Origin of the sequence: Streptomyces sp. SLBN-31 (assembly GCF_006715395.1) — a bacterium.
In the GTDB taxonomy this organism is placed as follows: Bacteria; Actinomycetota; Actinomycetes; order Streptomycetales; family Streptomycetaceae; genus Streptomyces.
The window spans coordinates 3,021,832-3,035,206 of record NZ_VFNC01000001.1 but is presented as its reverse complement, the minus strand read 5'-3'; the positions used below and the strand labels follow the sequence as shown (position 1 = coordinate 3,035,206).

Genomic DNA, 13,375 nt, shown 5'->3' with positions numbered 1-13,375 from the left:
ATGCCCCTGTCGCCACGTCTTCCAGAGGAGGGAGCAGCCATGCCTGCCCCCAGATCCAGGCACCTTTGCTCCGTAGCCGCCGCCCTCGCCCTGACCGTCTCCGTGCCCGCGACCGCCGCCACCGCGGACTCGTCCGCGGCGCTGCGCGAGGTGCTGTTCGTGGGCAACAACTGGGACGGCACCGCCACCGTCCTGAAGTCCTCCGGCGACTTCGCCAAGGTCGGGGAGATCAACGTCGTCCCCGACAAGGCGCAGCGCATCGCCGAGATCAACGCCGACCCCATCAAGTGGATCTACTACACGGGCATCCGCAACCAGGTCGGACAGGGGCACGACCAGTACGTCGACGACATGTACTCCACGCCGGACGGCAGGTCGGTCGTCGTCTCCCGCCCCAGCTTCGCCGACGTCGTCTCCATCGACCTGGCCACAGACAAGATCAACTGGCGTTTCCCGGTGGCCGGTTACCGCGCCGACCACATGGCGGTCTCCCCCGACGGCACCAGGGTCGCGGTCTCCGCGTCCACCGCCAACAAGGTGCAGGTGCTGGACATCGACACCGGCAAGGAACTGGGCGAGTTCGGCACCGGGGACAAGCCGCACGAGAACGTCTTCACCAACGGCGGCAGGTACATCTGGAACATGTCCATAGGCGAGGTCACCACCTCCCTCGACGACCCGTCGGCGGACTGGACCAAGGGCGACCGGCACATCACCGTCGTCGACGCGACCACGTACAAGACCGTCAAGACCATCGACATGCGCGACCGGCTGGACGCGATCGGTCTGAAGAACTTCTCCGACGCGGTCCGCCCGGCCGCGTTCACCCCCGACTGGTCGAAGCTGTACTTCCAGGTGTCGTTCTTCAACGGCTTCCTGGAGTACGACATCGCCTCCGACAAGATCACCCGGGTAAAGACGCTGCCCGCGAACCCGGCGACCAGCACCGATCGCACCACCTGGCTGCTGGACTCGCGCCACCACGGCATCTCGATGAGCCCCGACGGCACCAAGCTGTGCGTCGCCGGGACGATGGACAACTACGCCACCGTCGTGGACCGGGCCACCCTCCAGGAAGGCCCGCTCGTCACGGCGTCGACCCCGTACTGGGCGACCGTCAGCGGTGACGGCAAGGACTGCGTCATCTCCGAGAGCGGCGCCGACCAGGTCACGGCGATCGACTTCGCCACCGGCCAGAAGGCCACCTCCGTCGCCGTCGGCGACCACCCGCAGCGCGTGCGGCTGGGCCATGTGCAGGCCGACTGGACGGGACCGTCCGCGAACTGACCGCTCACCGACGGCGCCGGATCACGCGGTCCGGCGCCGTCGCACGGGGTGAACCGGTCACGAGATGCGCGGGCAACAGCGACCGTCGATCATGCGAGGCGTGGTCGGGGGATCGGACGCGCACCGAGCCGATGTCGGCCCCCTGGCGCCCGCTCCTCGGTATCGGCGGTACGACCTTCGCCATCGGCGTCCCCCTGGTCAACGTCTGGTTCCCGGCGGGCCGCCGGGGCGCCGCCCTGGGGTCGTCTGGTCCCCTTCCACACCGCTCCGCGGCCGGCTCGCCGGCCGTGTCCATCCGGCCGTGGTCACCGCCTGGGCGCTCGGCGTGGTGGCGGTCCTGGCCGTCGTCCAGGCCTTCGACCCCGCGCTCATCCCCGGGGGGGATGCGTACCGCCGGTGGCGACGCCGGGACGGCCTCGGGGCGGACGCGGCGGGGAGGGTCCCCGGCTGAGGGTCTCCGCCCGCCGCCCGCCCGGGCTCGCCGGTCAGAAGCGCGCCGCCGCCCAGGACGCCAGCTCGGACCTGGCCGCGGCCAGCAGGGTCGCCGACGGTGCCGTCGCCCCGTTGGTGACCAGCGCGTAGTGCAGGACGCCGGAGTCCGAGTCGGTGAGCAGCAGGCGCCTGCTGCCCGTGCCGCCCGGTTCGGGGGCCGCCGCGACCGGGGTCGAGGCCGTGTACGCCGGTGGCCCGTGAACCGTGCCGAGGTCGGAGACGACGGTGGTGCCGGCGGTCGGGAAGGAGGCGGGCAGGTGCAGTTCGGTGGGCGCCGATCCGCTGCCCGACCTCCACACGAGCAGTCCGTACTGGCCGGAGCCGACCAGCTGGGCCGTGTTCGGCAGTGTGCCGGGCACCGGGTTCCAGGTGAGGGTCGTCGAGCCGTCGCGGGAGCGGTCCTCGTAGGTGAAGGCGAGTGTCGTGCCGGCGGTGGCGCCGGGGTAGACGCGGTCGAGGAGCCGGGCGTCCTGACGGAGCGTCACCGTGCCCGTGTCGTCGAGTTTTACGACCGAGAGGTCCTCGTCGTTCCAGGCGTCGCCGGAGGTCTGCACCTTGTCGGGGTTGCCGTTCATGAGCTCGTGGTGGCGGCCGTTGTAGATGTCCCACTGCCACTGGTTGCCGGAGAGCACCGGACCGGACGCGGACGGGCTGCTCCACCAACGGGAGCCCGGCAGGCGGGAGTCGAGGGCCTGGTACATCGCCTTGTCGACGGTCGGGGCCTTTCCGGCGGTCGATCCCGCCAACGGATGGCCGAACTCGCTGACCACGGCGGCGGTCCCCGCGGCCGAGGCGCGGTCCCGGACCGTGCCGAAGTCGCTCGCGTACTGTCCGTCGGAGGCGTTGCCCCACATCAGGACGCCGGAGATGGCCTTCTGGTCGTAGAAGTGGGTGTTGAAGACGTACCGCGGGCCGAGGGTGCCCGCGTCGAGCAGGCCGCCCTCCTGCTTCTGGGAGGAGATGTTGGCGTTCCAGAAGAGGTTCGGCTCGACGAAGGCGGGCTTGTCCTGCCAGCCGGCGGCGTCCATCCGGGCGCGGAACCTCTGGTAGAAGGGCCACAGCAGGTTCTGTTCCCAGGTGCGGCTGGTCTGGCCCGAGTCGTAGCTGCCGGCGTACGGCTCGTTGTAGGGGTCGAAGCCGACGACACCCGCGAACTCCGCTGCGCTGAGGTGCTGTTGGACGTAGGCCATGGTCTTCTGGGCGGTGTCCAGGAAGGAGTCCTGCAGGCCGTGGGCGTTGTGCCAGAAGTCGTACTGCGCCTTCGTCACGGCCTGGTTCTGCGTGATGTTCTGCCCCCAGAACAGGCAGATGCCGCACGATTCCTGCGGATAACTCCCGAGCTGCACCGCCCATTTGGGAGCGCCGTCGCCCGTGTACCAGCTGCCCGAGTTGAACAGGTGACGGGAGTAGAGGTCCTGGTGGAAGTCGGGGTAGACGCGGATTCCGGCGTCGAGGAAGGCCCGCATCTGGTCGGTGGCGGCGGCGAGGTAGGCGGTGTCGACCGCACCCCGGGTGGGCTCGGCGTAGGCCCAGGACAGCAGGAACCGGACGGAGTTGCCGCCGCCGAGGGCGCGCAGCGCGGTGGCCGACTTCCTGGCGTCGGCGACCGAGGCGAAGGGCAGGCCGCTGTTCTCCTCCATCTTGGTCTCGCCGGAGACGTTGTAGCCGCGCAGCACGACCTCGCGACCGTTTCCGTCGACGAAGCGGCCGTTCTGCACGGTGAGGGGGGACTCGTCGAACCACAGGGAGTCGGGGAGGGTGGCGGCGGTGGCGGACGGCGCGCCGGTCACCGCCAGAGATCCGAAGAGGACAACCAGGACAACGAGCAGACGCGTCCGGATATTCGGCATGTCCACTACAGTCTGGCCATTTCCGGACACCGTCAATACTTCTGACTCCTGAGTAAGTTTCAGTTTTTCTCCGCACGCCCTTCCCCAGCCACCTCAACTGCCCACTCGGCGCGTAGTGTTCAACAGGTACTCCCTGCGGTTGAGGGGGTTGTGGTCGGTGCGCGGGCGTTCCGGAACGGTTCCGTAGGCGATCGGTGCGTAGTGGTCGAAGGCGCTCTCCAACTCGCCCTCCCCGCGGGTGAGTCCGGGCAGTCGGCGCCCGAGCGCGTGCACCTGCCCCGCCGGGACGTCGCCCTCCAGCACACAGGTCGCCCCGCACGTCTCGGTGGTGCGGGGCACGGCCCGCAGGGCGGCCAGCACCGGCAGCAGGGCACCCAGGGTGTCGGCCGGGGCCTCGACACGGAAGCGGTGCATCGGCTCGTGGACACGGGTGCCGGCCCGTCGCAGCGCCTCCATCAGGACGAGCGGCGTCAGCCCGCGGAAGTCGGCGCCGGTGCTCGACATGCTCTTGTCGAAGCCCTGGTGGGCGTGGCTCTGCCGGGGCGAGTAGCCACAGTGCGTCATGGTGACCGTGCAGTCGCCGACCTGCCAGCCGTGCAGACCCTGCCCGAGGGTCTCGCGGACGCTGTCCTCGACGGCCTTGAAGAAGGCGTACGGCATGGAGCCGAGCTCCACCTCCAGCCGGAAGTCGACGCCGGAGCCGGTCGGGGCCGGCTCGACGCGCAATCCGACGGTGGCGAGGAAGGGGTTGGCGCCCTTCTTGTTGAACTCGACCGCCGCGCCCGTGCCGGCCGGCCGCTCGACGCAGATGACCGTGGTCGCGCGGAAGTCGACCTCGAGCCCGAACTCGTCGGCCAGGGTGGCCTGGACGACCTCCTTCTGCACCTCGCCGTAGAGGGACACGGACAGCTCCTGGCGCACCTCGTCGTGGCGCAGGCCGATCAGCGGGTCCTGTTCGGCGAGCTGGGTGAGGGCGGTGTGGAGCCGGCGCGGGTCCACACCGGGCCCCGGCACGACGACCGTCTCCAGGGTGGGAGGCGCGAAGAAGTGGTCGGGGGCCTTGCGGGGTTCGCCGAGCGCGTCGCCGATCCTGACGTCGGCCAGCCCCCACAGCCGGGCGATGCGGCCGGCCGGGACGGCGTCGTCGCGGACGTCGGTGCCGTGGTCGAAGACGCTGATCGCGGTGACCCGGCCCTCCTTGCGGCCCGTGCCGCCCTTGCGGTCCGCACCGTTCCCGCGGTCCTCCCCGAAGGGCACCCGGTCGCGGGTGCGCAGGGTGCCGGAGAACATGCGGGCGTACGCCACCTTCTCCCCCGCCGGACCCCGCTCGACCTTGAAGACGGTGCCCGAGACCGGCCCGTCGGGGTCGCCGCCGGCCGGCGGCAGCAGGTCCCGGACGCCGGTGATCAGGGCGTCGACGCCCGCGCCGGTGACGGCGGAGCCGAAATAGACGGGGTGCACGAGGGCGGAGCGGGACTGGGCGGCGAGCGCCGCGCGAACGGTGGAATGTGACATACCACCGTGCGCGACGTACTCCTCCAGCAGCTTCTCGTCGTGGTCGGCGAGCACCTCCGCCGCCTCCGCCCCGAGCCCCGCCTCGAAGCGCGCCCCGGGCGTACCGAGCCCGTGGGCCACCCCCATCGGCACGATCGCCGGCGTCAGCCGCTCGCGGATCGCGCGCAGGACGCCGTCGTAGCGGGCCCCGCGGCGGTCGATCTTGTTGACGAACAGCAGGGTCGGGATGCGCAGCCGCTGCAGGGTCCGCATCAGGACGCGGGTCTGCGCCTGGACGCCCTCGACGGCCGAGACGACCAGCACGGCGCCGTCGAGCACGCCGAGCACGCGCTCCACCTCGGCGATGAAGTCGGGGTGGCCGGGGGTGTCGATGAGGTTGACCGTGACGCCGTCGACCGGGAACGAGACGACGGCGGACTTGATGGTGATGCCGCGCTGCCGCTCCAGCGCGAGGGTGTCGGTCCGGGTGCTGCCGTGATCGACGCTGCCGATCTCGTCGATCACCCCGACCGAGTGCAGCAGCCTCTCGGTGAGGCTGGTCTTACCGGCGTCGACGTGCGCGAGGATTCCGAGGTTGAGCAGATGCACCGAGCGTCATGTCCTTCGTCATGGGAGGGGTTCCTTCCTGGGTGGACATGGACGCAGTGCGCATGAGTGCTCCTCGCGGTGGGACGACGGGTCCCCACGAGTGCAGCAGAGCCGGGACGGCACCGGCAATGGATTAACGCTCAACGAACCCCGCCGGAGCACTCGCCGGGTCACGCGGGCGGTCATAGAGTGACGTACATCACGATCGGGCGTTGTTTTCCCCTTGATCCCCTCACTCGGCCCGCTCAGTCCCTGGAGGGCATATGACCCACATCTCGGTGAAGGTGGACGGCACGACGTACGAGGACGACGTGGAGCCCCGCCTCCTCCTCGTCCACTACCTGCGCGACCGTCTCGGCCTGACCGGCACCCCGATCGGCTGCGACACCTCCAACTGCGGTGCCTGCACGATCGAGCTGGACGGCGTCAGCGTCAAGAGCTGCTCGGTGCTCGCCGTCCAGGCCGACGGCAGCGAGGTGACGACGGTCGAGGGCCTGGCCCGCGACGGCGAGCTGACCGCCCTGCAGCGGGCCTTCCACGAGAAGCACGCCCTGCAGTGCGGCTACTGCACCCCGGGGATGCTGATGGCCGCCCGCGACCTGCTGCGCGAGCATCCGCACCCCACCGCGGACGAGATCCGGCACGCCCTGGAGGGCAACCTCTGCCGGTGCACCGGCTACCAGAACATCGTGCGGGCCGTGCAGGCCGTGTCCGAAGAGGAGGTCCCGGCATGACCGACCAGGCCGTGCAGGGCGAGGTCGGCCGCGCCCGGCCCCGCAAGGAGGACGCCCGGCTGATCACCGGCCAGACCAACTGGACCGACAACATCAGTGTCAACGGCCTGCTGCACATGGCGATCCTGCGCAGCCCGATGGCCCACGCCCGCATCACCCGCGTCGACGTCTCACCCGCGCTCGAACGCCCCGGTGTCGTGGCCGCGTTCAGCGGAGCCGACCTCGCGGAGGGGCTGGGCTCGCTGCCGTGCGCGTGGCCGGTGACCGAGGACATCGTGCTGCCGGACCACCCGCCCATCGCCGTCGACGAGGTGCGCCACGCCGGCGACCCGGTGGCCCTCGTCGTGGCCCGCGACCGGTACGCGGCCGCGGACGCCCTGGAGGCCATCGAGGTCGACTACGACCCGCTGCCGCCGGTCCTGGACCTGGAGGCCGCACTCGCGGACGACTCCCCGCTGGTCCACTCCGACAAGGGCACCAACCGCTGCTACGTCTGGCCGCTGAAGACCGGCGAGGACTTCGACTCCGTACGCCGGCGCGCCGAGGTGACCGTCAAGCGCCGCTACGTCCACCAGCGGCTCATCCCCAACGCGATGGAGCCGCGCGCCGTCGTCGTCACCCCGCTCGCCGCCTCCGGGGAGTACACGCTGTACTCGGCGACCCAGATCCCGCACATCCTGCGGGTGATGATGGCCGTGGTCACCGGCATCCCCGAGCACAAGATCCGCGTGATCGCCCCCGACGTCGGCGGCGGCTTCGGCTCCAAGCTCCAGGTGTACGGCGAGGAGGCCCTCGCGCTCGCGGTCGCCCGCAGGATCGGCCGCCCCGTGAAGTGGACCGAGTCCCGCTCCGAGGGCTACCTGGCCACCCACCACGGCCGCGGCATGATCCAGGACATCGAGGTCGCCGCGAACCGGGACGGCAGGCTGCTCGGCCTCAAGGTCGACCTGCTGACCGACATGGGCGCCTACCTGATGCTCGTCACCCCGGGCATCCCGATCCTCGGCGCCTTCATGTACCCGGCGATCTACAAGATGGACTCCTACGACTTCACCTGCACCGGCGTCTTCACGACCCGGACGCCGACCGACGCCTACCGTGGCGCCGGGCGCCCGGAGGCGACGTTCGCCATCGAACGGATCATGGACGAGCTCGCTCACGAACTCGGCCTGGACCCGGTGGAGTTGCGGCGCCGGAACTGGATCGGGCACGAGGAGTTCCCGTACACCTCGATCGCCGGACTGACCTACGACACCGGCAACTACGAGGCGGCGACCGAGAAGGCGCTGGCGCTGTTCGACTACGACAAGCTCCGCGCCGAGCAGGCCGACCGCAACAACCGGGGCGACACCGTACGGCTCGGCATCGGCGTGTCGACGTACACCGAGATGTGCGGGCTCGCGCCCAGCCGGGTGCTGCGCGACCTCAGGTACGCGGCCGGCGGCTGGGAGGCGGCCAGCATCCGCATGCTGCCCACCGGCAAGGTCGAGGTGATCACCGGCACCAGCCCGCACGGCCAGGGCCATGTGACCAGCTGGAGCCAGATCGCCGCCGACGTGCTGGGCGTGCCCTTCGAGGACGTCGAAGTGGTGCACGGCGACACCAAGGCGGCCCCGCAGGGCATGGACACCTACGGTTCGCGTTCGCTCGTGGTGGGCGGCTCGGCCGTGCACCACGCGGCGGTGAAGGTGGTCGACAAGGCCCGCAAGATCGCCGCGCACCTGCTGGAGGCGAGCGAGCAGGACCTGGAGTTCTCCGGCGGGGTGTTCTCCGTCAAGGGCTCCCCGGACGCCCGCAAGACCATCCAGGAGATCGCCTTCGAGACGTTCACCTCGCACGATCTCCCGGACGGCCTGGAACCCAGCATCAACGCCGAACACCTGCTCGACCCGGAGAACTTCTCCTATCCGCACGGCACCCACCTGTGCGCCGTCGAGGTCGACACCGAGACCGGGCAGACCCGGATCAGGTCGTACGTCTGCGTCGACGACGTGGGCAAGGTCGTCAACCCGACCATCGTCGAGGGACAGGTGCACGGCGGGCTCGCGCAGGGCATCGCGCAGGCCCTGTACGAGGAGGCCGTCTACGACGACGAGGGCAACCTGGTCTCCGGCACGATGGCCGACTACCTCGTGCCGTCGGCGCCGGACCTGCCCGAGTTCACCACCGAGCGGACCGAGACGCCGTCCACCACGAACCCCCTCGGGGTCAAGGGCGTCGGCGAGGCGGGCACCATCGCCTCGACCCCGGCCGTGGTCAACGCGATCGTGGACGCGCTGCGGCCCTTCGGCGTCAACGACATCCGGATGCCCTGCACCCCCGAGCGGGTGTGGCGGGCGGTCCGGTCCCAGAAGGAGGCCTGAGCATGATCCCTCCGGCATTCGACTACGTCCGGCCGACCAGCGTCGACGAGGCGGTGCGCGCGCTCGCCGACGCCGGCGAGGAGGCCAAGGTGCTGGCCGGCGGGCAGAGCCTGCTGCCGCTGCTCAGGCTCAGGCTGGCCTTCCCCGAGCTGGTCGTGGACGTCGGCCGCATCCCCGGGCTGCGCGGTGTGCGGGAGGACGGCGACAGGCTGGTGATCGGCGCGATGACCACGCACCACGACGTCGTCCACGACCCGCTGGTGCGCCGTCACGCCGGTCTGCTGGCGGCCGCCACCGCGACCGTCGCGGATCCCGCGGTACGGCACCGGGGCACCCTCGCCGGCTCGCTCGCCCACGCCGACCCGGCCGGCGACCTGCCCGCGGTGGTGCTGGCGCTGGAAGGCGAGTTGGTGGCGCAGGGGCCGCGCGGGCGGCGGACGATCCCGGCGGGCGACTTCTTCGTCGACTACCTCCAGTCCTCGCTCGAACCGGACGAACTCCTGGTGGAGGTGCGGCTGCCGAAGTCGGACGGCTGGGGCTTCCACTACGAGAAGTTCCACCGGGTCTCGCAGTCCTGGGCGATGGTCGGCGTGGCCGCGCTGGTGCGGCGCGACGACGGGCACATCGCCGAGGCGCGGATCGGCCTGACCAACATGGGCTCCGTCCCGCTGCGGGCCACCGCGACCGAGCGGGCGCTGACCGGCGCCGGGGACGCGGAGGCCGTCGCGCGGGCCGCCGAGTCGGCGGCGGAGGGCACCCGCGCGTCACAGGACGCGTCGGCCACGCCCGAGTACCGGGAGCACCTGGCCCGGGTGCTCACCCGGCGCGCGGTGCTCGCGGCGGCCGGAATGGGGTGAGGTCAAATCACGCACACGCACGGCATGAGCGGCCCGGAACAGGTGCGGGCCAGGCTGGAGGAGACGGGCTACCTCGTCGACGACGGACTGGCCATCGCCTGTTTCCTGGCGCTCCGGCTGCACCGGCCGATCTTCTGCGAGGGCGATGCGGGCGTCGGCAAGACCGCGCTCGCCTCCGCCCTCGCCGAGGCGCTCGGCGCCCCGCTGATCCGGCTGCAGTGCCATGAGGGCATCGACGCCTCGCAGGCCCTGTACGACTGGGACTTCCCGCGTCAGCTGCTGCACCTGCGCGCCGCCGAGGCCGCGGGCGTGCACGACGCCGAGCGGCTGGAGGGCGAGCTGTACGACCGGCGCTTCCTGGTCGCCCGGCCGCTGCTGAAGGCCCTGGAGACCCAGCCGTCGGTACTGCTGGTCGACGAGATCGACCGGGCCGACGACGAGTTCGAGGCCTTCCTGCTGGAGCTGCTCTCGGAGTTCTCGGTCACGATCCCGGAGCTGGGCACGCTGCGCGCCGAGGTGCCCCCGGTGGTCGTGCTGACCTCCAACCGCACCCGCGAGGTGCACGACGCCCTCAAGCGGCGGTGCCTGTACCACTGGTTCGACCACCCGACCTTCGCCCGCGAACTGACCATCGTCCGGCGGCGGTTGCCCGGTGTCTCGGCCCGGCTGGCGGAACAGGTGACGGCACTGGTGCAGGCACTGCGGGCCGAGGACCTCCTCAAACCCCCGGGCGTGGCCGAGACCCTCGACTGGGCCCAGGCCCTGGACGCCCTCGGCGCCGACGAGGTCGACGCGGAACTGGCGGTCGCGACCCTGGGTTCGGTACTGAAGTACCGCGAGGACGCGGACCGCGCGAGAGGCCTGGACCTGGCGGCGGTCCTCGCCGCGCGGGGGGCGTGAACACGATGGCCGACAACGGGCAGGGAGCGGGAAGCGAGCGCCGGGAGGCGGACGGGCGCGACGGCCGAACCGTCGGCTCCCCCGCGCCCGGGACGGAAAGCGGGACAGCCGATGTGTCTCGGCGCGGGGACGGCGCGCCCGGAACGGACGGCGGAACCGCCGCCACGCTCCTTCGCGGGGACGGCGCGCCCGAGACGGACGGCGCAACCACCAACACACTCCCACACGGGAACGGCGCGCCCGAGACGGACGGCGCAACCACCAACACACTCCCACACGGGAACGGCACGCCCAAGACGGACGGCGCAACCACCAACACACTCCCACACGGGAACGGCACGCCCGAGACGGACGGCGCAACCACCAACACACTCCCACACGGGAACGGCGCGCCCGAGACGGACGGCGCAACCACCAACACACTCCCACACGGGAACGGCACGCCCAAGACGGACGGCGCAACCACCAACACACTCCGGCGCGCGGACGGCGCCGGGCGAACGCGGTCCCGCTCCGGCGACACCCCGCCCGAGGGCGGCAGCCCGTCACGGCCGCCCGCCGGGGATGCCGGGCTTCTCGGGTTCGCCCGGGCGCTGCGGGCCGCCGGGGTGGACGCCAGTGCCGAGCGTGTGCATGCCTATCTGCGGGCGGTGGACCAGTTGCGGCCGGGGATGCGGGCCGACGTGTACTGGGCGGGGCGGCTGACGTTGTGCGGGGGGCGTGACGACCTGGAGCGGTACGAGCGGGTGTTCGCCGCCTACTTCGGCTCCGCCGAGCCCGCCGGGCGTGCGGTCGCCGCCGCCCCCCGGCCACGGCTGCGGCTCCTCACCCGGGAGGGCGCCGCACCGCGTCCGGGCGCCCGGCAGGAACGGCACCAAGGGCCGCCCGCGGCCACCCTGGCCAGCTCCACGGAGGTTCTGCGCCATCGCGACGTCGGCGGTCTCAGCACCGCCGAGCGCGAGCAACTGCGACGTCTGCTGGCCGCGTTCACGCTGCGCGGCGAGACGCGGCGCAGCGCGCGCCGGCGACCGGCCAGGCGCGGGCAGGTCGATCCGCACCGGACGGTGCGCGAGCTGCTGCGGCGCGGCGGGGAGCCGGCCCGGCTGCGGCGGCACGCGCGCGCCGAGCGGCCCCGGAGGGTCGTCCTGCTCGTGGACGTCAGCGGTTCCATGACGCCGTACGCGGACGCGCTGCTGCGCTTCGCGCACGCTGCGGCCCGCGGCGCCCCGACGGAGGTCTTCACGATCGGCACCCGGCTGACCCGGGTGACCCGCGAACTCTCCCACCGGGACCCGGACCTGGCGATGGCGGCGCTCGCGGCGGCCGTGCCCGACTGGCGCGGCGGTACCCGGCTCGGGGAGCTGCTGCGCGAGTTCCTCGACCGGTGGGGGCAGCGGGGCATGGCGCGCGGGGCGGTCGTGGTGATCCTGTCGGACGGGTGGGAGCGCGGCGATCCGGAGCTGCTCGGCGTCCAGATGCGCCGCCTGCACCGGCTGGCGCACCGGGTGGTCTGGGCCAACCCGCGCAAGGCGCGGCCCGGTTACGCGCCGCTGGCGGCAGGGATGGCGGCGTCGCTGCCGAGCGTGGACGCGTTCGTCGAGGGGCACAGCCTGGCGGCGCTGGAGCGGCTGGCCGCGGTGGTGCGCGGGGACGCGGCGGCGGACCTCGTGGAAGGAGCGGATCGTGCGTGACATCCTCCCGGCGCTCGGCGACTGGTACTCGGCCGGTCATCCGTTCGGGCTCGCGACGGTCGTCGCGGTCAGCCGCAGCGCGCCGCGCGACCCCGGGGCGTCGATGGCGGTGGGGCCCGGCGACGAGGCCGTGGGCAGCGTGTCCGGGGGCTGCGTGGAGGGCGCGGTCTTCGAGCTCGCCAAGGAGGTCGTGGAGAGCGGACAGGCACGGCTGGAGACCTTCGGCTACAGCGATGAGGACGCGTTCGCCGTCGGGCTCACCTGCGGCGGCGAGATCACCCTGCTGGTGCGCCCCGTCACCCGGGAGACCGACCCGGCCTTCGCGGCCGTCGCCGAGTCGGTCGCGGCGGGCCGGCCGGTGACCGTGGCGACCGTGACGGATGGACCCGCCCCCGTCGGGGCCAGCCTCGCCGTCTGGCCCGACGAGGTGTCCGGCACCCTCGGCTCCACCGGCCTGGACGTGGCCGTCACCGCCGACGCGCGCGGCGAACTCGCCCTCGGCACCACGGGGTTGCGCCACTACGGCCCGCACGGCGAACGCCGCGAGGACGCGGTCACCGTCTTCCTGCACTCCTTCGCCCCTCCCCCGCGCATGCTCGTCTTCGGCGCCATCGACTACGCGGCCGCGGTCGCCCGCATCGGCGGCTTCCTCGGCTACCGGGTCACGGTGTGCGACGCCCGCCCCGTCTTCGCCACGCCGAAACGCTTCCCGGACGCGGTCGAGGTGGTCGTCGACTGGCCGCACCGCTATCTGCGCGGCACCGACACCGACGAGCGCACGGTGATCTGCGTGCTCACCCACGACCCCAAGTTCGACGTGCCGCTGCTGGAGGAGGCGCTGCGCCGGCCGGCCGCCTACATCGGGGCGATGGGCAGTCGCCGCACGCACGACGACCGTATGAAGCGCCTGGTCGAGTCCGGGCTCACCGAGTCCGAGCTGTCCCGGCTGCGCTCCCCCGTCGGCCTCGACCTGGGCGCCCGCACGCCCGAGGAGGTCGCCGTGTCCGTCGCCGCCGAGATCGTCGCGCTGCGCTGGGGCGGCAGCGGTGCCCCGCTGACGGTGACCGGGGGCACGATCCACCCGTCGACGTAACGCCC

Annotated in this window: 10 protein-coding genes; 8 read left to right on the top strand and 2 right to left on the bottom strand. The window is 72.1% G+C overall.

The features are described from left to right. Positions 1-39 precede the first annotated feature (39 nt). Positions 40-1,287: a YncE family protein gene (locus FBY22_RS13995; protein WP_142145578.1), complete on the top strand. Its 1,248-nt coding sequence runs from the start codon at positions 40-42 to the stop codon at positions 1,285-1,287. A 301-nt stretch (positions 1,288-1,588) separates the two neighbouring features. After that, positions 1,589-1,738, top strand: a complete 150-nt coding sequence (locus FBY22_RS45920; RefSeq protein ID WP_186363011.1) for a hypothetical protein — start codon at positions 1,589-1,591, stop codon at positions 1,736-1,738. Between the two features lie 34 nt (positions 1,739-1,772). Here FBY22_RS45920 and FBY22_RS13985 read toward each other — a convergent pair whose 3' ends face one another. Together FBY22_RS13985 and FBY22_RS13980 are read right to left on the bottom strand one after the other, a co-directional pair. Then, positions 1,773-3,629 carry a cellulase family glycosylhydrolase gene (locus FBY22_RS13985; protein ID WP_142145576.1) on the bottom strand — a complete coding sequence of 619 codons (1,857 nt, stop codon included), beginning with the start codon at positions 3,627-3,629 and terminating at the stop codon, positions 1,773-1,775. A gap of 93 nt (positions 3,630-3,722) precedes the next feature. Beyond that, entirely contained in the window at positions 3,723-5,732 is a 2,010-nt protein-coding gene (locus tag FBY22_RS13980; protein WP_142145574.1) for a translation factor GTPase family protein, read from the bottom strand. Positions 5,733-5,995: 263 nt separating this feature from the next. Between FBY22_RS13980 and FBY22_RS13975 the strand changes: the two genes are divergently transcribed. The 6 genes from FBY22_RS13975 (at position 5,996) to FBY22_RS13950 (ending at position 13,370) form a co-directional block, all read left to right on the top strand. Next, positions 5,996-6,466 carry a (2Fe-2S)-binding protein gene (locus FBY22_RS13975; protein WP_142145572.1) on the top strand — a complete coding sequence of 157 codons (471 nt, stop codon included), beginning with the start codon at positions 5,996-5,998 and terminating at the stop codon, positions 6,464-6,466. Continuing rightward, positions 6,463-8,829: a xanthine dehydrogenase family protein molybdopterin-binding subunit gene (locus FBY22_RS13970; RefSeq protein WP_142145571.1), complete on the top strand. Its 2,367-nt coding sequence runs from the start codon at positions 6,463-6,465 to the stop codon at positions 8,827-8,829. The genes FBY22_RS13975 and FBY22_RS13970 overlap by 4 nt, the downstream gene beginning before the upstream one ends. Before the next feature lie 2 nt (positions 8,830-8,831). Then, positions 8,832-9,686 (top strand): xanthine dehydrogenase family protein subunit M, encoded by an 855-nt coding sequence (locus FBY22_RS13965; protein WP_142145569.1) that lies wholly within the window; start codon positions 8,832-8,834, stop codon positions 9,684-9,686. Between the two features lie 24 nt (positions 9,687-9,710). Then, entirely contained in the window at positions 9,711-10,586 is an 876-nt protein-coding gene (locus FBY22_RS13960; RefSeq protein ID WP_174267140.1) for a MoxR family ATPase, read from the top strand. Between the two features lie 608 nt (positions 10,587-11,194). After that, a complete protein-coding gene (locus tag FBY22_RS13955) occupies positions 11,195-12,277 on the top strand; it encodes a VWA domain-containing protein (RefSeq protein ID WP_260844828.1) in 1,083 nt (360 codons plus the stop codon). Next, the gene (locus FBY22_RS13950; RefSeq protein WP_142145567.1) at positions 12,270-13,370 is read left to right on the top strand and encodes an XdhC/CoxI family protein; all 1,101 of its coding nucleotides are present in this window, start codon (positions 12,270-12,272) and stop codon (positions 13,368-13,370) included. The genes FBY22_RS13955 and FBY22_RS13950 overlap by 8 nt, the downstream gene beginning before the upstream one ends. Positions 13,371-13,375 lie beyond the last annotated feature (5 nt).